This is a genomic window from Streptomyces sp. NBC_00461, from assembly GCF_036013935.1.
In the GTDB taxonomy this organism is placed as follows: domain Bacteria; phylum Actinomycetota; class Actinomycetes; order Streptomycetales; family Streptomycetaceae; genus Streptomyces.
This window is the reverse complement of the sequence record NZ_CP107902.1, coordinates 6,275,113-6,300,842: the sequence shown is the minus strand read 5'-3', so window position 1 is coordinate 6,300,842 and position 25,730 is coordinate 6,275,113. Positions and strand designations below refer to the sequence as shown.

General features: G+C 69.7%; 19 protein-coding genes and 1 pseudogene. 7 read left to right on the top strand and 13 right to left on the bottom strand.

What is annotated here, in order from left to right; genetic code table 11:
- Positions 1-17: 17 nt before the first annotated feature.
- The 4 genes from OG870_RS29610 to OG870_RS29595 all read right to left on the bottom strand — a co-directional run bounded on the left by OG870_RS29610 (position 18) and on the right by OG870_RS29595 (position 4,611).
- Complete coding sequence (locus OG870_RS29610; RefSeq protein WP_266589605.1) at positions 18-1,013, bottom strand: hypothetical protein; 996 nt, start codon at positions 1,011-1,013, stop codon at positions 18-20.
- 93 nt (positions 1,014-1,106) lie between these two features.
- Positions 1,107-1,463 (bottom strand): hypothetical protein, encoded by a 357-nt coding sequence (locus tag OG870_RS29605; RefSeq protein WP_266520828.1) that lies wholly within the window; start codon positions 1,461-1,463, stop codon positions 1,107-1,109.
- An 85-nt stretch (positions 1,464-1,548) separates the two neighbouring features.
- On the bottom strand, positions 1,549-2,535 hold the full coding sequence (locus OG870_RS29600; protein ID WP_266589603.1) for a serine/threonine-protein kinase: 987 nt from the start codon (positions 2,533-2,535) through the stop codon (positions 1,549-1,551).
- A gap of 252 nt (positions 2,536-2,787) precedes the next feature.
- Positions 2,788-4,611, bottom strand: a complete 1,824-nt coding sequence (locus OG870_RS29595; RefSeq protein ID WP_266520823.1) for a phosphoenolpyruvate carboxykinase (GTP) — start codon at positions 4,609-4,611, stop codon at positions 2,788-2,790.
- Between the two features lie 341 nt (positions 4,612-4,952).
- Here OG870_RS29595 and trhA point away from each other — a divergent pair, with 341 nt between their 5' ends.
- The 4 genes and pseudogenes from trhA to OG870_RS29575 all read left to right on the top strand — a co-directional run bounded on the left by trhA (position 4,953) and on the right by OG870_RS29575 (position 8,869).
- A complete protein-coding gene (gene trhA, locus OG870_RS29590; protein ID WP_266520820.1) occupies positions 4,953-5,699 on the top strand; it encodes a PAQR family membrane homeostasis protein TrhA in 747 nt (248 codons plus the stop codon).
- Between the two features lie 129 nt (positions 5,700-5,828).
- Positions 5,829-7,457, top strand: a pseudogene (locus OG870_RS29585) (MFS transporter).
- An 11-nt stretch (positions 7,458-7,468) separates the two neighbouring features.
- Positions 7,469-8,104 carry a TetR/AcrR family transcriptional regulator gene (locus tag OG870_RS29580; RefSeq protein WP_443063442.1) on the top strand — a complete coding sequence of 212 codons (636 nt, stop codon included), beginning with the start codon at positions 7,469-7,471 and terminating at the stop codon, positions 8,102-8,104.
- Between the two features lie 33 nt (positions 8,105-8,137).
- Positions 8,138-8,869, top strand: a complete 732-nt coding sequence (locus OG870_RS29575; protein WP_266520813.1) for a Mut7-C RNAse domain-containing protein — start codon at positions 8,138-8,140, stop codon at positions 8,867-8,869.
- A gap of 73 nt (positions 8,870-8,942) precedes the next feature.
- Here OG870_RS29575 and OG870_RS29570 read toward each other — a convergent pair whose 3' ends face one another.
- The 5 genes from OG870_RS29570 to OG870_RS29550 form a co-directional block, all read right to left on the bottom strand.
- Entirely contained in the window at positions 8,943-11,360 is a 2,418-nt protein-coding gene (locus OG870_RS29570; protein WP_266844181.1) for a galactose oxidase-like domain-containing protein, read from the bottom strand.
- Positions 11,357-12,550 carry a glycosyltransferase gene (locus tag OG870_RS29565; RefSeq protein ID WP_266589597.1) on the bottom strand — a complete coding sequence of 398 codons (1,194 nt, stop codon included), beginning with the start codon at positions 12,548-12,550 and terminating at the stop codon, positions 11,357-11,359. Before OG870_RS29565 ends, OG870_RS29570 begins: the two co-directional genes overlap by 4 nt.
- A complete protein-coding gene (locus OG870_RS29560; RefSeq protein WP_266844182.1) occupies positions 12,547-14,205 on the bottom strand; it encodes an ArnT family glycosyltransferase in 1,659 nt (552 codons plus the stop codon). The genes OG870_RS29565 and OG870_RS29560 overlap by 4 nt, the downstream gene beginning before the upstream one ends.
- Positions 14,202-15,521 (bottom strand): glycosyltransferase, encoded by a 1,320-nt coding sequence (locus OG870_RS29555; RefSeq protein ID WP_266844183.1) that lies wholly within the window; start codon positions 15,519-15,521, stop codon positions 14,202-14,204. Before OG870_RS29555 ends, OG870_RS29560 begins: the two co-directional genes overlap by 4 nt.
- 191 nt (positions 15,522-15,712) lie before the next feature.
- Positions 15,713-17,764 carry a thioredoxin domain-containing protein gene (locus OG870_RS29550; protein WP_327691704.1) on the bottom strand — a complete coding sequence of 684 codons (2,052 nt, stop codon included), beginning with the start codon at positions 17,762-17,764 and terminating at the stop codon, positions 15,713-15,715.
- Positions 17,765-18,026: 262 nt separating this feature from the next.
- Between OG870_RS29550 and OG870_RS29545 the strand changes: the two genes are divergently transcribed.
- On the top strand, positions 18,027-21,227 hold the full coding sequence (locus OG870_RS29545; protein ID WP_266589593.1) for a tetratricopeptide repeat protein: 3,201 nt from the start codon (positions 18,027-18,029) through the stop codon (positions 21,225-21,227).
- 27 nt (positions 21,228-21,254) lie between these two features.
- On the opposite strand, the gene OG870_RS29540 is transcribed toward OG870_RS29545, so the two are convergent.
- Both OG870_RS29540 and mca read right to left on the bottom strand, forming a co-directional pair.
- Positions 21,255-21,536: a hypothetical protein gene (locus tag OG870_RS29540; RefSeq protein ID WP_266844185.1), complete on the bottom strand. Its 282-nt coding sequence runs from the start codon at positions 21,534-21,536 to the stop codon at positions 21,255-21,257.
- A complete protein-coding gene (gene mca, locus OG870_RS29535; protein WP_266520795.1) occupies positions 21,529-22,410 on the bottom strand; it encodes a mycothiol conjugate amidase Mca in 882 nt (293 codons plus the stop codon). Before mca ends, OG870_RS29540 begins: the two co-directional genes overlap by 8 nt.
- A 113-nt stretch (positions 22,411-22,523) precedes the next feature.
- On the opposite strand from mca, the gene OG870_RS29530 reads away from it, so the two are divergent.
- Positions 22,524-22,922 carry a DUF4307 domain-containing protein gene (locus OG870_RS29530; protein WP_266520792.1) on the top strand — a complete coding sequence of 133 codons (399 nt, stop codon included), beginning with the start codon at positions 22,524-22,526 and terminating at the stop codon, positions 22,920-22,922.
- Positions 22,923-23,100: 178 nt separating this feature from the next.
- Positions 23,101-23,601: a transcription elongation factor GreA gene (greA, locus tag OG870_RS29525; RefSeq protein WP_266520790.1), complete on the top strand. Its 501-nt coding sequence runs from the start codon at positions 23,101-23,103 to the stop codon at positions 23,599-23,601.
- Between the two features lie 126 nt (positions 23,602-23,727).
- Here greA and OG870_RS29520 read toward each other — a convergent pair whose 3' ends face one another.
- Together OG870_RS29520 and OG870_RS29515 are read right to left on the bottom strand one after the other, a co-directional pair.
- Positions 23,728-24,585 (bottom strand): ABC transporter permease, encoded by an 858-nt coding sequence (locus OG870_RS29520; RefSeq protein WP_266520788.1) that lies wholly within the window; start codon positions 24,583-24,585, stop codon positions 23,728-23,730.
- Entirely contained in the window at positions 24,582-25,598 is a 1,017-nt protein-coding gene (locus OG870_RS29515) for an ATP-binding cassette domain-containing protein (RefSeq protein ID WP_266844188.1), read from the bottom strand. Before OG870_RS29515 ends, OG870_RS29520 begins: the two co-directional genes overlap by 4 nt.
- Between the last annotated feature and the right edge of the window lie 132 nt (positions 25,599-25,730).

The following is a 25,730-nucleotide window of genomic DNA, read 5'->3' as shown; positions in this document are numbered from 1 at the left end:
CCTGGTGGAGCGGTGCGTCAACGGGCGTGGGTCTGCCGTCCGGTGGCGGGCGGGAAGGCGTACAGGACGTCGGAGTCGGGTTCCGGTGCGTCGGTGACGTCGACGCGGGCGCCGGGCCCCGGCGGCGGCTGTCCGGGCTGTGCCCACACCGCCCGGTACAGGACCCGGTCGAGTTCGACGTATCCCTGGGGGTGCAGGTCGGTGCGTACGACGGCGGAGCGGGAGGGGCCTTTTCGGGACGCCGGACTGCGGCCGGGTGCGGCGGCCGGTGTGGTCCTGAGGCGGGTGGTGGTCTCCGCGGCGCGGCCGGATGACGCAGGCAGGGCGCCGGGAGCGGCGAGGGGGCGGGAGCGGCGGACGACGTACACGAGGGCGGCGAGGAGGAGGACGAGCAGGACGGCCATGACGGCGACGAGGATCGTGGCGGGGTCGGTGCCGGACTGTCCCGAGGCGCCCTTCGTCTTCTCCCGGGCCGCGGAGGAGGCGGGCGGATGCGAGGCGGCGGAGCCGATCGCGACCGAGTGCTCCGCGCCGAGGACGGCGACGTCCGATCGCGCGGTCAGCTCCCTGCCGGTCACCTCGCGCCTGCCGAGGAGGGCGCACAGGTCATGGATGTCCCCGGGATCGCAGACATGACGGCCGTTCAGCTCCTGCACGGTCACAGGAGTCAGCCGGCTGATCCGGGCCTCGGGATCGACGAACCGGTGGCCCGCCAGCACCAGCAGCACCGTGCCGCCCTCCCCCGTGGTGACACCGGCCGGCACCTCGACGACGAGGTTCTCGCGCCGGCCCAGGACGGCCCCGACGCGATCGGCCCGGTCGCCCGCCGCGTCGAGGGACAGCTCCCGGTTCAGTCTGACCGTGACGGCCCCGCGGCCGAGCCAGTCGTACCAGCACCGCAGCCGCGCCGAGAAACCCCCGTCGCACGCGCCGTCGGCCCCGGCCGCCTGACCCGCCGGCACCATCACGAAGAGAATCCCGGCAAGCATGGTGAAACAGAGCGACCGTCTCATGGGCACCCCCCGTGGCCTGAAAAGACCCGTGCCCATAGTGAAGGCAATACGCCCTTACCCGAAAGGGGTTGAGACCCCTCACGCCTGTCACTTCTACAGCTTGAAAACCTGATGGCAACGGGTGAACATCTGCCGCGCCCGTTCCACCCAATCGCTGGCCAGGGCGTCGAAGTCCGCCTGGGTGACACGGCAGGTCAGCGGAAGGTCGCACACCCCGGCGAGACACGGGCGCGGCCCTCGCACGTCCCACACGGAAAGCATGGGATTCAGCTGTTCGGTATTCCACGCGTTCGACGCGGCCGCGGCGACGGCCAGTTGGTCGTGGCGCAGGAAATGACCGTCGGTGACAAAGGCGACGAGCAGCCGCTTGGTGGTCATGAACCGGACCGTGAGCATACGACCCGTTTCCTCGAGATCGAATTGCAACGACACGGAATCGGTGTCCGCCACGGCGCGGTAATTCCATCCGGCGCCCCATTTCTGCACCAACTGCCGCCAGTGCGTGCCGATTTCATGGACGGGTCCGGGAAAGGACTCAGAGGGTGTCACGGCCCACCGCCCGGGCGACCATCTCGTCGGTCAGTCCGGCGTCCAGCAGCGCCTGGGCGTGCAGCATCAGACACGAGGGCACCGACACGCTCGTACCGGAGGCGCGGCGGGCGGCCAGTTCACCGACCCGGACCTCGATCGTCCGCCGCACCTTGGGCGGGGGCCACGAGGGCGGCTGCCCGTCCCCCTCGACCAGCCCGGCCAGCAGTTCGTCGAGCCCGGGCCGGTCCTCGGGCCGCTTGGCCAGACACCGCGAGAGCAACGGCCGCAGACCCGGCGGTACGACGTCGAGGTGCGGGGGGCCGAACACGACCTGGTAGCGCACCGAATCCCCCGTCCCGTGCGGCGGCCGGCCCGACAGGGCGTACACCAGCACCCCGCCGAGGGAGAAGACGTCGCTCGGCGGGCCGACGGGCGCGCCCTTCATCTGCTCCGGCGACATGAAGGGCGGGGTGCCGACGACGAGGCCGGCCCGGGTGAGGCCGGGGGCCCCGTCGACGCGGGAGATCCCGAAGTCGATGACGCGCGGGCCGTCGGAGGCCAGCAGCACGTTGGACGGTTTGAGGTCGCGGTGCACGACCTTGGCCGCGTGCACGGCCTGCAGCGCCTCGACCAGGAACGCGCCGAGCCGGCGCACCTGTTCCTCGGGCAGCGGCCCGTCCGTGCGGACCGCCTCCGCCAGTGACGGGCCGGGCACGTACATCGTGGCCAGCCAGGGCAGTTCGGCCTCCGTGTCGGCGTCGACGACCGCCGCCGTGTAGGCGCCGCTGACGACGCGGGCGGCCGCGACCTCGCGGGCGAAGCGCTCACGGAACTCGGGCTCCGCCGCCAGTTCGGGGCGCACCACCTTCACCGCCACCTCGCGCCCGGCCGGCGAACGGCCGAGATAGACCCAGCCCATGCCGCCGGAGCCGAGCCGCCCGACGATGCGGTACGGCCCCACCTTCATCGGATCGCTGACCGGTGTGCGCACCCCGCTCACCTCATTTCGGGGTTCGTTGCAGGATGTCCCGAGTGTCCCGCGAAATCCGGGTCCGCACAGAGGTGATGGCGGAAAAAGACGAAGGCCTGTCGTCACCTTCCCATCGGGGCGGACGGGAACGCGACGACAGGCCCTGAGCCCCGCACGCCGTTGTGCGGAACCTCGCCGGTCGGTCACCGCGGCCGGCCGTGACGATCTGTGGTCAGGGCACATCCCAGCCGGCCGCGGAGTATCGGTGCGGGCTCAGCCCAGGCGCTCGACCAGCGCTCGGTACTCGTCCCACAGTTCCTTCGGGGTGTGCTCGCCGAAGGTGTTGAGGTGCTCGGGCACCAGCGCGGCCTCCTCGCGCCAGACCTCCGTGTCGACCGTGAGGAGGAAGTCCAGGTCCGCCTCGGAGAGGTCGAGGCCCTTGGTGTCGAGGGCGCCCTTGGCCGGCAGGACGCCGATCGGGGTCTCGACGCCGTCCGCCTTGCCGTCGAGGCGGTCGACGATCCACTTCAGGACGCGGCTGTTCTCGCCGAAGCCGGGCCAGACGAACTTGCCCTCGTCGTTCTTGCGGAACCAGTTGACGTAGTAGATCTTCGGGAGCTTCGACTGGTCCTTGTCCTTGGCGACGTCGACCCAGTGACCCATGTAGTCGCCCATGTTGTAGCCGCAGAACGGCAGCATGGCGAAGGGGTCGCGGCGCAGTTCGCCGACCTTGCCCTCGGCTGCGGCGGTCTTCTCGGAGGCCACGTTGGCACCGAGGAAGACGCCGTGGTTCCAGTCGAAGGACTCCGTCACCAGCGGGACCGCGGTGGCGCGCCGGCCGCCGAACAGGATCGCCGAGATCGGCACGCCCTTGGGGTCCTCCCACTCGGGCGCGATGATCGGGCACTGGGCGGCGGGGGTGGTGAAGCGGGCGTTGGGGTGGGCGGCCGGGGTCGGGGACTCCGGCGTCCAGGAGTTGCCCTTCCAGTCCGTCAGATGGGCCGGTGTCTCCTCCGTCATGCCCTCCCACCAGACGTCGTTGTCGTCGGTGAGTGCGACGTTGGTGAAGACCGAGTTGCCCCACAGCGTCTTCATCGCGTTGGCGTTGGTGTGCTCACCGGTGCCGGGCGCGACGCCGAAGAAGCCGGCCTCGGGGTTGATCGCGTACAGCCGGCCGTCCTCGCCGAAGCGCATCCAGGCGATGTCGTCGCCGATCGTCTCGACCGTCCAGCCGGAGATCGTGGGCTCCAGCATGGCGAGGTTGGTCTTGCCGCAGGCGGAGGGGAACGCCGCCGCCACGTACTTCGGCTCCCCGTGCGGCGGGGTGAGCTTGAGCACCAGCATGTGCTCGGCGAGCCAGCCCTCGTCGCGGGCCATCACGGACGCGATGCGCAGGGCGTAGCACTTCTTGCCGAGCAGCGCGTTGCCGCCGTAGCCGGAGCCGTAGGACCAGATCTCGCGGTCCTCGGGGAAGTGCGAGATGTACTTGGTGGAGTTGCAGGGCCACGGGACGTCCGTCTCGCCCTGGGCGAGGGGCGCGCCGAGGGTGTGGACGGCCTTCACGAAGAAGCCGTCGGAGCCGAGTTCGTCAAGGACCGGCTGTCCCATGCGGGTCATCGTGCGCATCGATACGGCGACGTAGGCGGAGTCGGTGATCTCGACGCCGATCGCGGAGAGGTCCGAGCCGAGGGGGCCCATGCAGAACGGGACGACGTACATCGTCCGGCCCTTCATCGAGCCGCGGAAGACGCCCTTCTCACCGGCGAAGATGTCCCGCATCTCGGCGGGGTCCTTCCAGTGGTTGGTCGGGCCGGCGTCCGCCTCCTTCTCGGAGCAGATGAAGGTGCGGTCCTCGACACGCGCGACGTCGCTCGGGTCGGAGGCCGCGTAGAAGGAGTTCGGGCGCTTGATCGGGTCGAGTTTCTTGAACGTGCCCTTCGCGACGAGCTCTTCGCACAGCCGCTCGTACTCGGCCTCGGATCCGTCACACCAGACCACGCTGTCCGGCTGGGTCAGTTCAGCGATCTCGTTCACCCACGAGACCAGTTCCTGATGGTTGGTGGGGATGACGGTGGGAGCCGCGTTGTCGCGCGCCACGATTGCTCCTAAATGAGGGATTTTTTGTTGGGAGGCCCCGTGGGGGCTGCGGCCCGGATGCTTCGTGGCTGGATCCTCAGCGCTCATCCGGTGCCGACCGCACTCATATGATCATGCGACGTGGGTGCCCATATGTCCAGAGGGCCTCACAGGTGAGCGGAGTGGGGATCGTCACGCCTCGCTGTGTTTCCCAGCGTGTTTTTGCGTGCACGTTGAGTTCACCTGACGGTTCTTTTGCCTGCCGGACGCGGACTCAACTCCCGTGAGAGGATGGCCACTCTTGACCGGTTCTCGGCCCGTGCTCATCCCTAACTTACGGTTGCGTAGGTAGGATTCAGCGCATGACTGCGCCCGTCCCCGACGCGCCCACGGACACGCCGGCCGCCGGCCGCGACTCCGGCGCCCCCTCCCTGCCACACCAGCTAAAGCAGCACGCCCAGCAGCTCGCCGAGCCGATCAAGCCGAAGCTCCGCGGCTGGCTGCATCTGGGCATGTTCCCGGCCGCACTCGTCTCCGGCCTGGTGCTCACCGCCCTCGCGGACTCACCCAGGGGGCGCATCGCCTGCGGGATCTTCGCCCTGACGGCCTGCCTGCTGTTCGGCGTCAGCGCGCTGTACCACCGGGGCAACTGGAGCCCGCGCATGGACGGCGTCCTGCGCCGACTCGATCACGCCAACATCTTCCTGATCATCGCGGGCACTTACACACCGCTGACGATGCTGCTGCTGCCGGGCGCCAAGGGGCAGTGGCTGCTGTGGGGCATCTGGGGCGCCGCGGCCGCGGGCATCATCTTCCGCGTCTTCTGGGTCGGCGCCCCGCGCTGGCTCTACACCCCCTGCTACATCGCGATGGGCTGGGCGGCCGTCTTCTTCCTGCCGGACTTCATGCACGCCGGCGGCATCGCGGTGCTGGTCCTCGTGATCGTGGGCGGTCTCCTCTACAGCGCGGGCGGCGTGATCTACGGCATCAAGCGGCCGAACCCGTCACCACGCTGGTTCGGCTTCCACGAGGTCTTCCACTCGCTCACGCTGGCCGCCTTCGTCGTCCACTACGTGGGCATCTCGCTGGTGGCGTACCAGCACGGGTAACCGCTCCACCGCTTTCTCCATGGCCACGGCACTCCAGCCGTGGCCATTTTTCAGGTCCCGATACCGACTGGCGATTGACGGCAGCCATATTTTGAGAGTTACTCTCATTTAATGGTTACTGTCACTCGGATGGATGGGGTTCCCCGGGACCCCCGGCGCTGGTGGGCCCTCGGGGCCCTGGTCGCGAGCATGCTGACGCTCGGCTTCGACATGACGATCCTCAATGTCGCGCTGCCCACGATGACGCAGGATCTGGGCGCCACCACTGGCCAGCAGCTGGGGGTCCCCCCAGGCGTTTAGCTCTGGGGGAGGATGGCGGACGCTTACGTCGTCGTCTTCGCGGCGCTGATGCTCCCGGCCGGACTGCTCGGCGACCGGTTCGGGCGGCGGCGGATGCTGATCGCCGGGCTCGGGGTCTTCCTGACCGGCTCACTGGTGGGCGCGCTGGCCCCGGACGTCAACTGGGTCGTCGCGGCCCGGGCGTTCATGGGCATCGGCGGCGCGCTCGTCACCCCGCTCGTCACCCCGCTCGCCCTCTCCGTGCTGCCCTCACTGTTCGGCTCCGAGGAGCGCACCAAGGCCGTCGGCGTCATCTCCGCCGCCTCCGCGCTCGGCATGCCGCTCGGCCCGATCATCGGCGGCTGGCTGCTGAACCACTTCTGGTGGGGCTCGGTCTTCCTGGTCAACGTCCCGATGGCGGCGATCGGCATAGCCGCCTGCGTCTTCCTGCTCCCCGAGACCCTCCCCCACTCTCGAACGCGCTCGAGCGGGGGGACCCCCACCCCCGCCTCCCCCAAGGTCGACGTCCTGTCCACCGCGCTCACCGCGACCGGGCTCGGCGCCCTCATCTACGCGATCATCGAGGGGCCCGGCCGCGGCTGGGGCGACCCGCTGGTCCTCGCCATGTTCGCCGCGTCCGTGGTCCTGATCACCGCACTGGTGCTGCGCGAGCGGCAGGTGGAGCGGCCGATGCTCGACATGACGCTGCTCGCCCAGCGCGGCTTCCTGTTCAACACGCTCGCCGCGACCCTGGTCTTGTTCGTCCTGTCCGGCCTGCTCTTCGTGCTGCCCCAGTACCTCCAGGCCGTCCTCGGCCATGACGCCCTCGGCACCGGTCTGCGGCTGCTGCCGATGATGGGCGGCCTGATGGTCGCCGCGCGGGGCGCGCAGCCGGTCGTCGCCAGGTTCGGGCCGCGTGCCGTGGTCAGCGCCGGCCTGGTCGTACTGGCCTTCGCCGCCCTGCTCGGCAGCCGTACGACGGTCGACTCCGGCTACGGCTTCACCGCGCTGTGGCTCTCGATCACCGGATTCGGCTTCGGTTTCTCCGTCGTGCCCGCGATGGACGGTGCCCTCGGCGCCCTGCCCCGCGACCGCGCCGGCAGCGGCTCGGGCCTGCTGATGACGCTGCGCCAGGTCGGCGCGGCGATCGGCATCGCCCTGCTCGGCAGCCTGCTGGCGGGCATCTTCCGGGACCGGCTCGACGTCACCGGGCTGCCGGCCCGGGCCGCCGACACCGCGGGGGACTCCGTGGTCGCGGCGCACCTCGTCGCCGAACATGCGGGCCCCGGCAACGCGGCCCGCCTGGCGGCCTCCGCGGACAGCGCGTACGTCCACGGCATGAGCGTCGTCCTGCTGGTGTGCGGCGTCGCGGCTCTCGTGGCGGCGCTGCTGGCGGCGGCCTTCCTGCCGAGGACGACCTCCGCGCCACCGGTGGCACGCCCCGAACCCGACATGGTCGCCGCCGCGGAGGATGCCTGACAATGAACCCCATGACGGCCGCACGATCCTCCTTCTCCTCCCCCGCCGACCGCCCTCAGCCGGGCCTGCGGGAACGCAAGAAGATCAAGACCCGCGAGGCGATCCGCGCCGCGACATACGGGCTGGTCAAGGAGCAGGGGTACGACGCCACGACCATCGAGCAGATCGCCGACCGCGCCGAGGTGTCGCCGTCGACCGTCTTCCGTTACTTCCCGACCAAGGAGGACATCGTCCTCACGGACGAGTACGACCCGCTGATGGCCGACGAGTTGCGCGCCCGGCCGGCCGGCGAGCCGTGGATGGACTCGGTGCGGCACGTGATGCACCTGGCCATGGGCGCGAACGACCGGGAGAACCCCGAGGTGACCCGCGTGCGGGCGCACCTCGCGGCCCAGATCCCCGCCGTCCGCTCCCGGATGGTCGAGAGCATGTCGTCGACCGGCCGCATGCTCCGCCAGGCCATCGGCGAGCGCCACGGCCTGGACCCGGACAGCATCGAGGTCCGCGTCTACGCGATGTCCTTCATCGGCGGCCTCATGGAGGTCTACATGTACTGGGCCGAGACCGACTTCGAGGGCGAGCTGAGCGACCTCGTGGACCGCGCCCTGGACGTCCTGGACCGCGGCCTGCCCACCGGAAACCACTGAGCCCGGCGTCCTCACCCGTGACATCCTGACCGGGTGAACGGTCCCGAGATCCACGTCGAGTTCGCCCCCGACCTGGCCGTGTTCGTCCCGCACGAGCGCCGTAGCGCCGCCACCGCGCTCGTCACCGACGGCGTCTCCTCCCTCGGTCATGTCGTCGAGTCGACGGGCGTCCCGCTGACCGAGGTCGGCACACTGTGGGTGAACGGCCGCGAGGTGCCGATGTCGTACGTCGCCGCCGCGGGCGACCGCGTGGAGGTCCGCTGCGTCGACCGCCCGCAGCGGGTCCCCGGCGCTCCCCTGCGCTTCCTCCTCGACGTCCACCTCGGCACCCTCGCCCGCCGTCTGCGTCTCCTCGGCGTGGACACGGCGTACGAGTCGACGGACATCGGCGACCCGGCCCTGTCCGCACGCTCGGCCGCCGAGCAGCGGGTCATGCTCAGCCGCGACCGGGGCCTGCTGCGCCGCCGTGAACTGTGGGCCGGCGCCTACGTGTACAGCACCCGCCCCGAGGACCAGCTCCGGGACGTCCTGGACCGGTTCCGGCCCGAACTGAAGCCGTGGACGCGGTGCACCGCCTGCAACGGACTGCTCAAAGAGGCCACCAAGGATGAGGTGGCGGACCAGCTGGCGGGCGGTACGCACCGGTCGTACGACGTCTTCGCGCAGTGCCAGGACTGCGGGCGCGCGTACTGGAAGGGCGCGCACCACGAGCAGCTGGTGGCCATCGTGGAGCGCGCGCTCGCGCTTCGCCGGGAGGAGCGTTGACGGGGAGCGCCGTGGGGAACTGCGGGCCCGCCGTGGCTGGTCGCGCAGTTCCCCGCGCCCCTTCGGGGCGCGCTCAGCGCTTCGTCAGATCCTTCTTACCGCAGGCGGTCCCGTCCCCGCTCGGGTCGAGCCCCAGCGGGTCGTCCCCGCCGTTGACCTTCAGACGGCCGTAGTCGTTCTTCTTCAGCCAGTCGCAGCGCGCGGCCGTCGTCTTCTTCACGCCCTTCGGGAAGGCGGTCGGCACGCACACGTTGACCGAGCCGTAGTGCCGGTCGCAGCCGGAGACGGTGACGGAGACCTTCTGCGAGGTCCGCTTCTTGCCGGGCCCGGTCACCTTGCCGGACAGGGAGTCCGCGAAGGAGTGGACATGCGCGTCGGCGGTGTCGGCACTCAGGGCCTGCGGACCCTGCAGATGCACCCACTTCGCCACCGAGGGCACGCCGTTGGCATCGACCCCGAAGAGCATGTACCAGCCGGGCGGGGCCAGGTTGGGGTTGCTCGTCACGTTCAGGTCGACGTTGTTGCCGTCGACGGACAGCGGCAGGTCCACGAACCGCTGGTTCGGGTCGGACGAGTGCGTCACCGCGGCCGGGCGGATCAACTCGGCCTTGGCGATGGGCCGATCGACCGTGATCCGCTGCGTGTCGCCGTAGTTCCACTCGGTGTCGATCACCGAAGTGATCGTCGGACGCGTGCCCTTGAGCAGGTAGGGCGGCGTGTAGATCGACACGTTGTGGTTCCAGGTGCCGTTGCCCGGGTTGTCACCGGTGGCCATCACACGGCCGTCGGGGAGCAGGAACGCGGACGAGTGGTAGCCGCGGGCCTCGGGGTCGGCGGCCACCGGGTCGAAGGTGTTGCCGGCCGGGTCGTAGATCGACGCCTCGAAGACGGGGTTGGCCCGGTTGTGCAGTCCGCCGCCCGTCTCCAGGACCTTGCCGTCGGGCAGCAGTACGGCGGAGACGTACATCTTGCCCTGGTTGCCGGTCTCGGGCACCTTGCCGTTTCCGAGGTCGACCGTGCCCTGCGGGACCGGGGGCCCGGCGACATAGGACGGGTCGGCCTGCTTGAGGTCGATCACGTCCGTCAGACGGTTGCCCTCCGGATTGGAGTCGATGTTGCCGCCGCCGATGGTGAGGACCTTCTGGTCCTGCGCCGGCGGCAGCAGCACGCTCGCGGACTGGTCGCGCTCGTCCTTCTTCTGCAGGCCCGGGACCTGCGTGACCGTATTCGCGCCGTAGTCGTAGATCGCGCTGCCCGTGCCCGGGATGTTGTTGCCGAAGACATGGCTGCCCGAGTAGAAGAGGCGGCCGTCCTGCATCAGGATCATCGACGGGTACAGACCCCAGTACGACCAGGTCTGGTTGACCTGCCACAACGCCAGCCACTTCTGCTGGGCGCCTGACCAGTACTCGGCGGTCACCGAGCCGGTCGAGTCCTCGCGCAGACCGCCGAAGGAGACGACGTCGCCGTTGCCGAGTTCGGTCGCCGACGGGTACCAGTGGCCGTCGTTGAGGTCGTTGGTCTTGCTGTACGTCTCGGTCTTCGGATCGAAGATGTACGAGTCCTTGTAGCCCTCGTAGCCGTGCCCGCCCGCGACGGGGAACGCCTTGTTGCCGCTGAGCACCAGCACCCGGCCGTCCTGCAGCTGGATGTGGCCGGAGCAGAACATGTCCTTCGGGGTCGGGATCACCTTGTAGGTGCCGTCGGCCGGGTTGTAGACGGCCGAGGTGAAGGTGCCCGCGTTGAAGTTCTCCTCGCTGTTGCCGGACCCGGCGATCAGCAGCACCTTGCCGTTGTTGAGGACGACGGAGTGCATCGAGCGGACCGGGTTCTGCGTGGGCAGCACGTCCCAGCGGCCGTTCGCGCACTGGTCGGCGGTGCCCGTACAGGTGGCGGGCGGTGTGACGTCCGGGACCTGATCCATCGTGTAGTCGTCGGTGGTCGCCGAGCCGGTGCCGTAGACCGAGACACCCCAGGTGATGCGGTCGGTACCGGCCGGAACCTCGGGGGTGCGGACCGTGGCCTGCGTCCAACTCCCCTGCATCTCCAGGGTTTTGAGGTCGGTCCAGTACTGCCAGCCGGCCGTGGCGTCGTGCCGGAACAGGGTGAGGTTCGCGTCCGGCGTGGTCGTCTTGTACCAGAGCCCGAGGTCGTACTGCTTGCCCGGCGTGACCACCGGCGCGCACTGCGCGGACTCGGTGATCAGCGCCTTGCGGTCGCCCTCGACGCGGCGGGTGAGCGACACCTTCATCGCCTTGGAGCCGCTGTGGGCGTCGTCCGTCGTCTCGAAGGTGAAGTCGTTGTCGCCCCAGCCGGACTTCTCCCAGCAGGACGGCATCCCGTCGGTGCCGGCCGTCTCGAAGCCCGCGTTCTTGACGAGGTTGGCGGCTTCGGCGGACTGGGGTGAGGTCAGGAGCAGGCCGGCGGTCAGGGTCCCCACCCCGACCAGTGCGGTCCTTCTTCGGTGCCTGACCCAACTGCGTTTGTTCACGCGGCTCTCCTTGCTGCGCTACGACTGTCGCGCCCCCTGCGCGGCAGATAGACCAGCGCTTCGGTCCCCACGAAGCGCAGGACGAACGTCGTCACCAGCGCGAGCGCGGTGGCGGACAGGGCGCCCATCCCGAACCGGTGCACGAACAGCGCTATCAGCGGGATGCGCAGCACCAGATCGGCGTTGGCGAGCAGCGCGAACCGGCCGACGCGGTCCCACCAGCGACGGTGCTGCCGGCGGTCGCGGAACAACAGGTGCTCGATGAGTACGAAGTTCCAGGCGACGCCCAGCTGGTTGGCGAGGATCTCGGCGGGGACGTAGTGCAGCCCCACGGCCATCAGCGCCCACAGGCCGACCAGGTTCGGCAGGAATCCGCTCGCGCCGATCAGGCCGAAGCCCACCATGCGGGCCAGTGGCGAGGCGGTGCGCAGGCCGACCAGATGGCGCAGGAAGCGGAAGCCTTCCTGCGCACTCGACTTGGACTCCCCCGCGAACCGGTCCTGGAAGACGAACGGCACCTCGGTGACCTGGCGCGGACGGCTGCGGACCGCCAGCTCCAGAAGGATCTTGTAGCCGAGGGGCTTGAGGGCCTCGGCGGTGATGTCGCTGCGGCGGATCGCGAAGAAGCCGCTCATCGGGTCGCTGATGCCGTGCAGCTTGCGCGGGAACAGGGACTTGGTCAGCCAGGTCGCCCCGCGCGAGACGGCCACCCGGTAGTTGCCGGCGAGCCCGGCCCGGCTGCCGCCCTTGATGTAGCGGGAGGCGACCACGAGTCCGGCGTTCGCGCGCTCCCCGGTGGCCACCAACTCCGGTACCAGGGACGGCGGATGCTGGCAGTCACCGTCCATGACGACGATCCAGTCCGACCCGGCCGCCTTCAAGCCCTCGACGACCGCACCGCCCAGCCCGCCGACGGGCTCCGCACGGTGCAGCACGGTCACCGGGAACGGGCAGTCCCTGGCGGCCTCCCGGATGACCTCGGGGGTGTCGTCGGTGGAGTCGTCGACGAAGACGACCTCACACGGCAGCCGGGCGGGCACCGACTCGGTGATCTGGTGCAGGAGTTCACGGATGTTCGCGGACTCGTTGTACGTCGGTACGACGATGGTGACGGCACCCGGCTCGGCGACCTCGGCGCCGCGTACGGCGGGGTCGTTGAGTTCTCCGCGGGCGGTGTACTCGTGGGTCATCGGGTGCCTCCATCAGCCGTGCCGGTGGTCTGGATCTGCCGGATCTCGATCCGGTCCGCACCCGTACCGAACGTGGCGACCGGGGCCGAATGCTCAATGGCCGCCTTGACGTTGGGCAGATCCACGGCGTCGCGGCGCACCGTCGGGGAGGCGACGACGTAGTCGAGGTCCTTCCAGCCGTGCGGCATCGTCTTGGTCACCGCGGGGTCGAGGTCGGCCTTGTAGAACCAGATGACGCCGAGTCCTGGCCGGTATCCGCCGTGCACCAGGTCGAGCCAGAGCGCGTCGTCGACCAGGACGCGGGTGCCCTTCGGGTTCTCGACCTTCGTGGTCAGCCAGGTGGAGGCGGCCCGGTAGGGAGCGTTGGCGTCCACGGTGACGGCGGTGCGGTCACCCTCGTACCACTTCGGGACGACGTAGGCGCCGGCCGCGAGGGCGAGGACGGCCACGAGGGCGTACCGGCCGCCCGTCCTCCATCGCCGCTCGTCGGTCCGCCGCCGCCTGCGCAGCACCGCGCGGGCGACGGAGGCGGTGCCGCCGGCGAGCACCAGGGCGAGGAACGGCAGCGCCTGGATGACGTACATCGCGGGCAGGTAGCCGTTCGGACGCATGGCCAGTGCGGTGAGGATCGCGACCGTGAGGGCCGGTCCGGCGAGGGCGCGGGCGGTGACCGACCAGCGCCAGGTGGCCACAAGGAGCAGCGCGCCGACCAGGCCGCCGAGCGGCAGGACGCGGTCGTAGTACAGCCACGAGTGCAGGACGCCGTGCGAGCCGGAGCCCTGATCGAGGATGAAGCCCGAACCCGGCCTGGTCATCTGGTACTTGACGCCGTCCCAGAGGGAGACGTGCCCGCCGCCCGGCATCAGCTCACCCTTCAGCAGGGCGAAGAGCGGATAGCTGAAGCCGATCAGCACGCAGGCGGTGACGGCGCCGGTCACCGCGAACTTCCGGGTGTCGCGGTGGCTGTGCCGCCACATGGTGACGAACAGCGCCGGCAGGACGACGAGCATCGTCTCCTTGGTGAGCACGGCGGTGGCGGCCGCTAGGCCCGCGCCGAAGTGGTGCCAGAGGTGACGGCTCGGGGAGGCGGCGAAGGTGAACGCGAGGAGCGTCCACATCACCGCGATGTTGTCGAGGAAGATCTCGCGCTGCAGGACGACCGAGAGCGGCGAGAGGCCGAACAGCGCCATGGCGAGCCCGGCGGCCCAGCGCGGCAGCGACAGTCGGCGCGCGAGGACGTAGACGAGGACCGCGCTGATCGCGGAGACGGCGAGCATCGCGATCCGCATGCTGCCGACGGTCATCGAGCCGGGGCTGAGCCAGGACGGTATCCAGGTGAGCACGGCTATCTGGATCCAGCCGAGCGGCGGGTGGTCGTACCAGTACGTGTAGTGGGCGAGGCCCTTGCCCTGCTGGACCGCCCAGGCCTGCGCGAGGTAGGTGCCCTCGTCGTCGCTGAGCGTCGGGTAGTCGGCGATGTTCCAGCCCTGCACGACGAGGATCGCGACCAGGAGCGCACCGCACAGGAGGAGGTCGGGGCGGGAGGAGCGGAGACGCCGGGGCGGGGCCGTTCGACCGGCCGAACCGGACTCAGGCGCAGGCTGGCGCTGCGCGGGGACCTTCGGAGTGGTCACCGCGGGAAGGGTGGAGGTCACGCAGGGACGTCCTCTCGGAGGTCACGGTTCGAGCCGGCTTCGGCGTGGGCGTCGGCGCGGGTGCCTGCCCGGGTTTCGGCCTGGGCCAGGTGTGCGCCGACGTGGCTGGTCAACTCCCAGTCGTTGCGGCCGCGTTGCTCACGCCATACGGCGCGGATCGCGGCCCCCGCGAGGAGGACCTGGTAGAAGGGGCCGCCCACGACCAGCTTCAGGTAGTGCACGGGGCGGACGCGCAGCCCGTACTGCTTGCCGAAGTCGTGCAGTCCGACGACCTCGAAGACGAAGGTGACGGCGGCCGTGACCAGCGGCAGGAAGGTGAGGAAGGCGATCCCGACGGGCACGTCGAGGAAGAGTGCGACCGCCGCGTTCAGCGGGATGATCACACCGGAGAACGCCTGAAGGAACGGCGTCATCAACGTGTACCGGGCGAGCATCCTCTGCCCGAGGCCCGGGAGTTGCTTCCAGTCCTTCTTCCGGTAGACCTGAAGGAAGCCCTGGTTCCAGCGGGTGCGCTGCTTGAGCAGCGACATCAGCGAGCCGGGGGTCTCCTCCCGGGTCACCATGTCGGAGTCGTAGGCGACGACGACCTTCTTGCCGACGCTGGACAGCCGCACTCCCAGGTCGCAGTCCTCGGCAAGGCAGTTGGGATCCCAGCCGTCGGCTTCCCGGAGCACGTGCGTCCGTACGAAGACGGTGTTGCCGCCGAGCGGGATGAACCCCTTCTGCGCGTGCAGATGCAGGCGGGAGCGGAACCAGAAGAAGTACTCCAGGCAGTTGCGCAGGGAGTACCAGCTGGAGTGGAAGTTGATGAGCTGGACGCCGCCCTGCACGACGTCGGCGCCCGTCGTCCGGAACGCGTGGTCGACGTGGGCGAGGAGCTCGGGGTGAACCTGGTCCTCGGCGTCGAAGACCCCGACGACATCGCCGCGGCAGTGCGGCAGCGCCGTGTTCATGGCCTTCGGCTTGTTCTTCTTCTCGTGGGTGTCGACGACGACCCGCACGCGCGGGTCTCCTTCGGCGGCCTTCTCGGCCACCGCCGTGGTCTCGGGGTCGTCGTGCCCCACGATCACGATGATCTCGAAGTCGGTGTGCGTGGACTCCAGCAGCCGCTGGATCGTGTGGTCCAGCACGGCCTGCTCGTGCCGTGCCGGCAGCAGCAGCGAGAACGAGACGTGCTCGTCCCCGTCCGGTCTGCTGAAACGGGTGGAGGCCAGCACCTCGGGCGTACGCCACGCGTGCATCTGCCACCACAGGGTGAAAGCCGCCATCCAGAACAAGGCCAGCGAGACGGCAGCGATGAAGACAGACGTCAGCAAAAGATCCCCCCAGATCCCCAATGCCCCCTGGCGCGACATTCAGTCACTCATGTCGCGTCACGTGCAGACATTAGGGGGGATCTGTGAAGGGCGCAGGCTATTTCAATGAAGAGCACGTTTCGTCACAACGATGCCCCAGAGTGAACAATTCGAACACCGCATGCGTGAACTCTCTTTCCTTTCCTGTCGTTTCAGCTGCTCAGCGCAGTGCGCAGGTCTTCCGGATCGGTGGTCGGAGCGTCGCAGGTGAAGTTACGGCAGACGTACGCGGTGGGTGCGCCGCCGACGAGAGGCCGGTCGGCGAGCAACGGGAACTCGTCACTCTCCACAGCCCCCACGGCGACCACGGCACCGGGCGCGAGCCCCAGAAGCGCCGTACGGTGCAGGGCCCTTGTCGCCTCGTCGTCCAGTGCGGGCCCGACGACCGCGACCTCCTTCGGCCCGTCGAGGAGGGCCTCGGCGACCGCGAGCCCCCAGCCGATGAAGCGGGGCACACGCGGGCCGAGCGCCTTGACGACACCCAGCGCCCGTTCGGCGGCGGTGCGATGGACGAGGCCATGGGCCGAGGCGGCGCCACCGGTCTGTGCGGCATAGCTCAGCAGGGCACCCGCGGCGGCGGACCAGCCGGACGGCGTGGCGTTGTCGGTGGGGTCCTGGGGCCGGCGGATCAGCTTCTCCGCGTCGACGGCGGTGTCGTAGAGGCTGCCGCTGTCCGGGTCGACGAAGCGGGCCAGGACATGGTCGAGCAGGAACCCGGCGAACTCCAGCCAGACGCCCTCTCCGGTGACGGACGCGAGCGCGAGGAAGCCCTCGGCCACGTCCGCGTAGTCCTCCAGCACGCCCGAATTGGCGCCCACCTGGCCGTCCTTGCTGGTACGGGCGAGCTGTGCGTGCTCGTCCAGATGCAGCCGTACGAGGAGATCGGCGGCGCCGACCGCGGCCTCGACCAGGTCGGGGCGGTCGAAGTAGGCGCCGGTCTCGGCGAGCGCGGCGATCGCGAGGCCGTTCCAGGCGGCGACCACCTTGTCGTCCCGGCCCGGCGCGGGCCTCGTGTCCCGGGACCGCAGCAGCCGCTCCCTGACGCCCTCGATCCTCTCGGCGTCGAACACGCCCTCCTGCTGCGGGAGTTGCAGGACGGAGGAGCCCTGCTCGAAGGTGCCCTCCTCGGTGACTCCGAAGTACCGGGCGGCGAGTTCGGCGTCCTCGGCACCGAGGACCTCGGTGAGCTGCCGCGGGGTCCACACGTAGTACGCGCCCTCGACGTGAGCGCCCGCCCCGTCCTCACTGTCGGCGTCGAGAGCGGAGACGAACCCGCCCTCGTTCGTGCGCAGTTCACGCACCATGAAGTCGGCGGTCTCCAGCGCCACACGGCGGGCCAGCTCGGAGCCGGTGCTGCGCCACAGGTGAGCGTATACACGGCACAGGAGGGCGTTGTCGTAGAGCATCTTCTCGAAGTGCGGAACGACCCAGTCCCGGTCGACGGAGTAGCGGGCGAAGCCTCCGCCGAGCTGGTCGTAGATACCGCCGCGGGCCATGCGCTCGCAGGTGTCCGCGGCCATCTGCAGGGCGCCTTCGGAACCGGTCCGGGCGTGATGGCGCAGCAGGAACTCGATCACCATCGACGGCGGGAACTTGGGTGCGCCGCCGAACCCGCCGCGCTGCGGGTCGTACTCGCGGGTGAGACCGAGCAGGGCCTGCGCCTGCTCCTCCTCGCCCGGGGTGCTCGCGTCGCCGTAGGAGATCTCCCGCCCGGAGAGGTCCTTCACGATCTTCCCGGCGACCTCGGCGACCTCGTCCCGCCGGTCGGACCACGCGGACCGCACCCCCTCAAGCACCTGCCGGAAGGAGGGCATGCCCTGGCGGGGGACGGGCGGGAAGTAGGTGCCGAAGTAGAAGGGTTCGGCGTCGGCCGTGAGGAACACGGTCATGGGCCAGCCGCCCTGACCGGTGGCTGCCTGGACGGCTTCCATGTAGACGGCGTCGACGTCGGGGCGCTCCTCGCGGTCGACCTTGATGTTGACGAAGTGTTCGTTCATGAAGGCGGCGACCGCTTCGTCCTCGAAGCTCTCCGTGGCGAGGACATGGCACCAGTGACAACTCGAATATCCGACACTGAGCAGCACCGGTACGCCTCGCTTGCGCGCCTCCTCGAACGCCTCGGCCGACCAGGGCCACCAGTCGACGGGGTTGTCTGCGTGCTGGAGGAGGTACGGGGACGTCTCATGGGCCAGTCGGTTCGGCATGTGTCCATCGTGCCCGACCGGGGCCGACAGGTGACAGTGCAGCCTGCCGCTCGGGCGTTCCCTCTCACTACGCCACCCGATCCGCTCAACGCGGCCAGGCGCCGCCCGCCGCGACCGCGACCGCTAACGCTGTATACGGCGACCGCCGCGAATGATCCGAAAGTCACCCAAGCCGAACCCGGTGATCGCTGCCCTCTCGCGCGAACGCCTTCCCCGAAGGACACTCATAGGCAAAGGAGTTGCCGCCGGAGGGGGACGTGACATGCGGGACAGCCATCGGGCGGACGCCGAACGGCTGTTGGCACGGGCCGTGGAGGAAGAGGTACGACGCTCCGGCGGACACACCGACGGAACGGTGCTGCTGTCGCGCTCACGCAGTGCCCTGGACGCGATGGCGGAGACGTCCGCCGAGGAGTACGAGGCCTACACGCGCGCGCTCGACGAGACGGCGGCCGGGCGGCTCACCTTCGCTCAGCGGTACGCCAAGGAGGGTTCGGGAACCGCCCTGCTGGTGGCCGCCGTCGCCGCGGTCACGGCGGCGGTGGCGGACGCGGCTCTGGGCACCGACACGGGCACGGCACTCGGCGCGGGCGTGACCGTGGGCGTCGTGGGCGCGGCAGCGACCGTCATCAAGGTGGCCGGCTCCCATCTGCCCGCGGCCCATCACAGTGCCGGCGCCGCGAGCCAGCCGGGCGGCCCCGAGCAGTTGCGGCTGCAGTGGCTGACGGCTCTGGAGGTGCGCGGCATCCGCCCGTTCCTCGATCAGCAGCGGGTACGCGAGGGGTCCACGGGCCCGAAGAAGAAGGGGCCGTCGCTGCGCGGCACGGACAAGAGCGCGGCGGCCCGCGGGCGCACCGTGCTGGCCCAGTCGTTCGGGCAACTGCCGGAGCCGGCGGGCGTGTTCGCGGGGCGCCGGGTGGAGATGGGCAGGATCCGGCAGTGGGTACAGGCGTCCCGCGCGAGCACCGAGACCCGCCCGACGGTCGTGGTGCTGCACGGAACGCCCGGCAGCGGTCGTACGACACTGGCCGTGCGTGCCACACACGACCTCAAGGACTACTTCCGGGGGGCCTGCGTCGTGGACCTGCGCGGCGGGAGTCCGGAGGAGCCGCCGCTGTCCACCCGCGACGCCCTGCTGCACCTGCTCAACCGGCTCGGTGCGCCGCGCGAACAGCTGCTGTTCCGTGAGCGCTCCTCCCCCGACCAGCAGGTCAAGCGGCTGAGCGAGCTGTACCACCAGCATCTGATGGGCCTGGCCGTCACCATCGTCCTGGACGACGCCTCGGACCCCGAACAGGTCCGTACGCTCATCCCCGAGCGCTCCGACAGTCTGGTCCTGGTCACGGCCCGCGAGCCCCTGGAACTGCCGTCCGATCTTCCGGCCCATGTCCATGAACTGCCGGTCGAGGCGCTGGACTCGGCGGGCGCCGAGGAGTTGCTGGACGCGGCGGCACAGGACAGTTCCGGGCCCTACGACGCCGATGCGGCCGACCGGATCAGGGAGTTGTGCGGCGGGCTGCCGCTGGCGCTGAGCATCGCGGGCTCGTCGCTGGGCCCGCGCTCACCCCGTCAACTGGCCACGGATCTCGGGGCGTACGGCCCTGTTGAGCCGATCGAGCGTGTGCTGTGGCTGCGCTACACGGACCAGTCGGACACGGCCCGCCGGCTGCTGCGCCGACTGGCCCTCGCCGGCCGCGCCTCCCTCGGTGGCGCCGCGGCCGCCTCCCTTCTGGCGACGAACGAGGGGGAGGCGACCCGTCACCTGGTCGCGCTCTCCCGGGCCGGCCTGATCGACCATGTGCGCGGCAACCGCTTCCGCTTGCACGACCTGGTGCGGGCCTTCGCCCAGGCCCGCCTCCTGGACGAGGAGGAACCCTCGGAGCGCACGGCCGCGCAGGAACGCCTGATCGTGAACTACGCCGACCTGGCCGAGTCGGTGCTGCGCCTGGTCGACGGCAACATGTCGACCCGTTCGGACCGCTTCAGCCCGCACGGCTTCACCTCCCTGGACGAGGCGCTGCGCTGGCTGGACGACGAGTCGAGCTTCATCACGTCGACGCTGCGGCACGCGGAGGGCGTGAACCAGGCGGCGGTGCTGAACCTGCTCGGCGCGCTGTGCGACTACTGCCTGCTGCGCGGCGACCTCTACCGTCTGGGCGAGATCAGCGAGCTGGCGCAGGCCGTGGACCAGGGCCTGCTGGTCCGCTCGGTGCAGTGGCGCACCGGTATCGCGGCCCGTCAGCTGGGCGAGCTGGACAAGGCGCGTACGACGCTGACGTCGGTCGTCGATCTGTACATGGAGGCCCATCACGACGCGGGCGCGGCCCGTGCCCTGTGCTCCCTGGGGATCACCCTGCACCACCAGGGCAATCTCACGGAGGCGGCGGCGAAGCTGCGGGAGGCGCTGGATCTCCAGGCGGCCCCCGAGCTGGCCACGGACCGTGGCTGGACGATGCACGCCCTGGCGGCGGTGGAGCGCGACCGCGGCCATGTGTCGGAGGCGCTGCATCTGCTCACCGAGTCCCTGATCCTGCACCACGCGGGCGAGTCCGTGCACGGTGAGGCCTGGGCCCACTTCCAGTTGGGCCAGCTGTCGCTGCGGATGGGCGACGTCCCGCGCGCGGAGTCGGAGCTGCGCGCGGCCCTCGACCGCTATGGCCGTACGCGTGACGCCCGTGGGGAGGCCTGGGCCCTCACGCAGCTGGCCCGCGCCCGTCTCGTCGCCGGGGACGCGTCACCGGCGGTGGACGGACTGCGCCAGGCGGCGTCCCGGCACCGCGAGAACGAGGACGCGCGCGGTGAGGCCTGGACGGTCTACTACCTGGGGCAGGCCCTGGAGGAGACGGGCAACCTCGATCATGCGGTGCGCGAACTGGAGCGCTCCCGCACGATGTTCTCCCGTATGCGCGACGTCTACGGCCTGGCCTGTGCCCGTCACCACTCGGCCCGGGCGACCCGGGACCAGCAGGCGGCCCGGACGGGCTCGCTGCGCAACTCCGGCTTCGCCCGCCAGCTCCTGGTCGACGCCCGAGCCGACTTCCAGCGCATCGGCGTGGCCCACGGTGAGGCGTGGACCTGCCTGGAACTGGCGGTGGTGGACGCGGGCAACGCTCGTACCCAGCAGGCGCTGGCGCTGTGCGACGAGGCGGTGGACCTGTTCACCTCGTACGGCGACCGCCGCGGCGAGGACTGGGCCCGCTTCCTGCGCTGCACCCTGCTGCCCTACGCGGCCCCCGGCGGCGTGGAGGTCGGCACGGCGGTCGCCCAGGAGGAGCTGACCCAGCTGTCCCGCACGAGTCACTCGCTCCGGGACGAGAAGCTCGACGATTACGCGGAGGCGTATCAGCTGCTGCTGGAGCGGGGGGTGAACCTGGAGGCGGGCTGGCAGGCGTGGCGTCTGGGGATGGTGCCCAGCCGCCATGCGCGGGAGGTGATGGGGGTGGCGGTGCCGGCCACGCACTGACCGCCGGCCACCCCCCGTCCCACGACGTCAGCCCTGACGCGCCTTGGGCCCGGCCCCGGGGCCGGTCTTCGGGCCGGCCTCGCCGACGGAGGCGTCCGCGGACCCGGCGTCCGAGTCCGCCGTCTCCTGGAACTTCACCTTCCCCATGTGCCGGTTCATGGACTTCATCAGCACCCACACCGCCACGGCCATCGCCGCGAAGACGATGAAGCCGAGGACGCCGGGGGTGACCTTGTTCTCGTCCACCTCCTTCGCGAGGGGGACGAGATGCGTCATTGCCAGGCTCACGCTTGCGCTCATGTCAGGCATTGTCGCGGATGCCCGCAAAGAGGTCGTCCTCGGGGAGGGAGGTATCGACGAGCGACTTCGCGAGCTCGTACTCCTCCGTCGGCCAGACCTCCTTCTGGATCTCCATCGGCACCTTGAACCAGCCGCCGTCGGGGTCGATCTGCGTGGCGTGGGCGATCAGCGCCTTGTCGCGGATCTCGAAGAACTCGGCGCAGGGAACATGCGTGGTCAGCGTGCGCTCGACGCGCTCGAACTCGCTCCAGCGCTTGAGCCAGTCCCCGTACGGCGACTCCAGACCGCGGTCCAGCAGCGCGTTGTGCAGCGCCTCGGTGCGGGGGCGGTTGAAGCCCTGGTTGTAGTACAGCTTCCGCGGCTGGTAGGCCGGGCCGAACTCCGACTCCGGGTACTTCTCGGTGTCGGCGGCGCCCTCGAAGGCCACCATCGAGATCTTGTGGGTCATGATGTGGTCGGGGTGCGGGTAGCCGCCGTTCTCGTCATAGGTGGTGATCACCTGGGGACGGAAGGAACGGATCTGCTTCACCAGCTCGCAGGCCGCCTTGTCCACGTCCTCCAGGGCGAAGCAGCCCTCGGGCAGCGGGGGCAGCGGGTCGCCCTCGGGCAGGCCGGAGTCGACGAAGCCGAGCCATTCCTGCGTGACCCCGAGGATCTCCCGGGCCTCGTCCATCTCCTTCTTGCGTACCTCGTGGATGTGCTCCTCGATGTACTTGTCGCCCTGCAGCTTCGGGTTGAGGATGGAGCCGCGCTCCCCACCGGTGCAGGTCACGACCAGCACGTCCACCCCCTCGGACACGTACTTCGCCATGGTGGCCGCGCCCTTGCTCGACTCGTCGTCGGGGTGGGCGTGGACGGCCATCAGTCGCAGCTGGTCAGTCAAGACTCAATCCTCGATAAGTCGGCGCCCGGTGTGAACCGGCGCGATCGGCGGCTTCTATAGTGACCGAATCGGGGGGCGAAAAATTCCGGGGTCCGGTTTCCGAGGGGACGATCATGAGTACGGCGAGCACGCGACTGCCCGAGGGTCGTTACGGCCGCTCCTCGGACGAGCGCGCCGACCACAAGCTCAAGATCATCGGAGCCGTCCTGGCGGCGGCGCTGCTCGCGCTCGTCGGTTACTTCGCCTACCACTACGTCGGCCAGAACAAGATCAGCGCCGAGGTGATCACCTTCGACGCGCACAAGAACGCGGTGACGGTGCATCTGGAGGTCCGCAAGGACGCCGACGCCACCGGTTACTGCACCATCCGCTCCCAGGCGGCGGACGGAGCCGAGGTGGGCCGGGCCGACTTCCGCTTCGACGGGCACGCCACACGCATCGACCGGGCCGTCACCCTCCGTACGACGTCCGCCGGCACCACGGCGGAGCTGCTGGGCTGCCACGCCGGCTGACACCGGACTGTCTCGGCCTGAATGCGTAGGCCCTGACCTGCGTTGACGTAATTCTCATGGCTTATGTCCTCCCCCTTCAGCCGCGGAATTGTTAGGCTCGTGGTTTCGCCCATCCATGGATGAACATTCTTCTGGGTAGGGCGATGCTTTGTATTCCCAGTACCTACGAGGAGCACCTGTGACCCAGACCAGCGAGAACGTCACCTGGCTGACCCAGGAGGCGTACAACCAGCTCAAGGCGGAGCTGGAGCACCTGTCTGGTCCTGCGCGCACGGAGATCGCCGCCAAGATCGCGGCCGCGCGCGAGGAGGGCGACCTGCGTGAGAACGGCGGGTACCACGCGGCCAAGGAAGAGCAGGGCAAGCAGGAGCTCCGTGTGCGCCAGCTGACCCAGCTCCTGGAGAACGCCAAGGTCGGCGAGGCCCCGGCGTCGGCGGACGGTGCCGTGGCGCCCGGCATGGTCGTGACGATCGCCTTCGACGGCGACGAGGACGACACGACGACCTTCCTGCTCGCCTCGCGCGAGTACGCGAGCTCCGACATCGAGACGTACTCGCCGCAGTCCCCGCTGGGCTCCGGCGTGATCGGCCACAAGGTCGGCGAGGACGCGGAGTACGAGCTGCCGAACGGCAGGAAGACCTCCGTGAAGATCCTCAAGGCCGAGCCCTACAACGGCTGACCCGGCCGCCTGCCGATCCCGGCAGCCTGCACGCCCTTGACGCGCCCCCGGTGTCCTGGTGACGCCGGGGGCGTCGTCATGCCGTGTCGGACAGGTGGTTGGCCGGACGGCCGGTCAGGCAGCAGGTCAGGCGGTCGCCGAGCGGTACTTGCGCACCGCCAGCGTCCTGAAGATGACGATGATCAGGGCCGAGTAGATCAGTGAGGCCCAGACCGGATGCACCATGGGCCAGGCGTCCGACGGTGACTGTCCCGGGTTCCCGAACAGCACACGGCAGGCCTGGACCGTGGCGCTGAAGGGGTTCCACTCGGCGATGTGGCGCAGCCACGGGGTCATGTGGCTGGTGTCCACGAAGGCGTTCGAGATGAACGTGACCGGGAACAGCCAGATCAGACCACTGGACGTGGCCGCTTCGGGGGTGCGCACGGACATGCCGATCAGGGCGCCGATCCAGGTGAACGCGTAGCCGAGCAGGAGCAGCAGGCCGAAGGCGGCGAGCACCTTCGCGGCGTTCGTGTCACCGTTCGTCCCGACGCGCCAGCCGACGAGCAGGGCCACCAGGGCGAGGACGACCAGGGTCAGGGCCGTCTGCACCAGGTCGGCGAGCGTGCGCCCGGTCAGCACCGCGCCACGCGCCATGGGCAGGGAGCGGAAGCGGTCGATGAGTCCCTTGTGCATGTCGTCGGCGATGCCCGCGCCGGAGCTGGCGGTGGCGAAGGTGACGGTCTGCGCGAAGATCCCCGCCATCAGGAAGTTCTTGTAGTCGATGGCGCTGGTGCTGCCACCGATCTGCATGGAACCGCCGAAGACGTAGGTGAAGAGCACCACGAACATGATCGGCTGGATCAAGCCGTAGATGATCATTTCAGGAATCCGGGACATGCGGATCAGGTTGCGCTTCGCTACGACCATCGAGTCCCGGAAGGACTGGCTGAGGGGGTTCGCGGTCGGCGCGACCCGCAGGGCGTCGGTGACGGCGCTCACTTGGTGGCCTCCTTCTTCTGCCTGCGGTCCTTGGCGGGCGTGCCCTTGGTCGCGCCGCTCTCCTGGGGTTTCTCCTCTGCGATGTGTCCGGTCAGGGACAGGAACACGTCGTCGAGGGTGGGGCGGCGCAGACCGATGTCGTCTATCTCGATCCCGCGGACGTCCAGCTCCCGGATGACCTCGGCCAGCAGCTTCGCGCCGCCGGTGACGGGGACGGTGAGCTTGCGGGTGTGCTCCTCGACCGTGAGCTCGCCCTTGCCGAAGCCGGTGAGGACCTCGCGGGCGGTCGGTATGTGCTCGCGCTCGTGCACCACGACCTCCACGCGCTCGCCGCCGGTACGGGCCTTGAGCTGGTCGGAGGTGCCGCGGGCGATGACATGGCCGTGGTCGATGACCACGATGTCATGCGCCAGGTGGTCGGCCTCTTCCAGGTACTGAGTGGTCAGCAGCAGGGTCGTACCACCGGAGACGAGGTTCTTGATGACCTCCCACAGCAGCTGGCGGTTGCGCGGGTCGAGGCCGGTCGTCGGCTCGTCCATGAACATCACGGGCGGCGAGACGACCAGGGCGGCCGCGAGGTCGAGACGGCGGCGCATGCCTCCGGAGTAGGTCTTCGCGGTGCGGTCGGCGGCGTCCGCCAGGTCGAACTGGTCCAGCAGCTCCGCGGCCCGGGCCTTCGCGGCCTTGGCCTTCATCTGGTAGAGCTGGCCGACCATCTGGAGGTTCTCGCGGCCGGTCAGGTATTCGTCGACCGCGGCGAACTGGCCGGACAGGCCGATGGAACGCCGCACCTCGTTGGGCTGCTTGAGGACGTCGAGGCCCGCCACGACCGCCCTGCCGCTGTCGGGGCGCAGCAGAGTGGTCAGGCAGCGGACCGCCGTCGTCTTGCCCGCGCCGTTCGGCCCGAGCAGGCCCAGCACGGTGCCCTCGGGGACATCGAGGTCGACGCCGTCCAGAGCCCTTACGTCGCCGAAGGTTTTGACCAGGCCTTCGGCATAGATGGCGCCTGGCATATGAGTCTCCACGTCGTCGGGAAATCTTCGAAAAGCCTAGGTTTGCGCATTTCACTCCGCCTGACGGGTGACTCGACAGGCGACCACGAGACACACCATAACGCGATGTATCGCGTCTCTCAACGCATTTAC

Bases quoted from the DNA above. Each gene is read 5' to 3' on its own strand.
- OG870_RS29610 (WP_266589605.1), bottom strand. From the start codon at position 1,013: ATGAGACGGTCGCTCTGTTTCACCATGCTTGCCGGGATTCTCTTCGTG.
- trhA (WP_266520820.1), top strand. From the start codon at position 4,953: ATGACTGCGCCCGTCCCCGACGCGCCCACGGACACGCCGGCCGCCGGC.
- OG870_RS29580 (WP_443063442.1), top strand. From the start codon at position 7,469: ATGACGGCCGCACGATCCTCCTTCTCCTCCCCCGCCGACCGCCCTCAG.
- OG870_RS29565 (WP_266589597.1), bottom strand. From the start codon at position 12,550: ATGACCCACGAGTACACCGCCCGCGGAGAACTCAACGACCCCGCCGTA.
- OG870_RS29550 (WP_327691704.1), bottom strand. From the start codon at position 17,764: ATGCCGAACCGACTGGCCCATGAGACGTCCCCGTACCTCCTCCAGCAC.
- OG870_RS29545 (WP_266589593.1), top strand. From the start codon at position 18,027: ATGCGGGACAGCCATCGGGCGGACGCCGAACGGCTGTTGGCACGGGCC.
- OG870_RS29540 (WP_266844185.1), bottom strand. From the start codon at position 21,536: ATGCCTGACATGAGCGCAAGCGTGAGCCTGGCAATGACGCATCTCGTC.
- OG870_RS29530 (WP_266520792.1), top strand. From the start codon at position 22,524: ATGAGTACGGCGAGCACGCGACTGCCCGAGGGTCGTTACGGCCGCTCC.
- OG870_RS29515 (WP_266844188.1), bottom strand. From the start codon at position 25,598: ATGCCAGGCGCCATCTATGCCGAAGGCCTGGTCAAAACCTTCGGCGAC.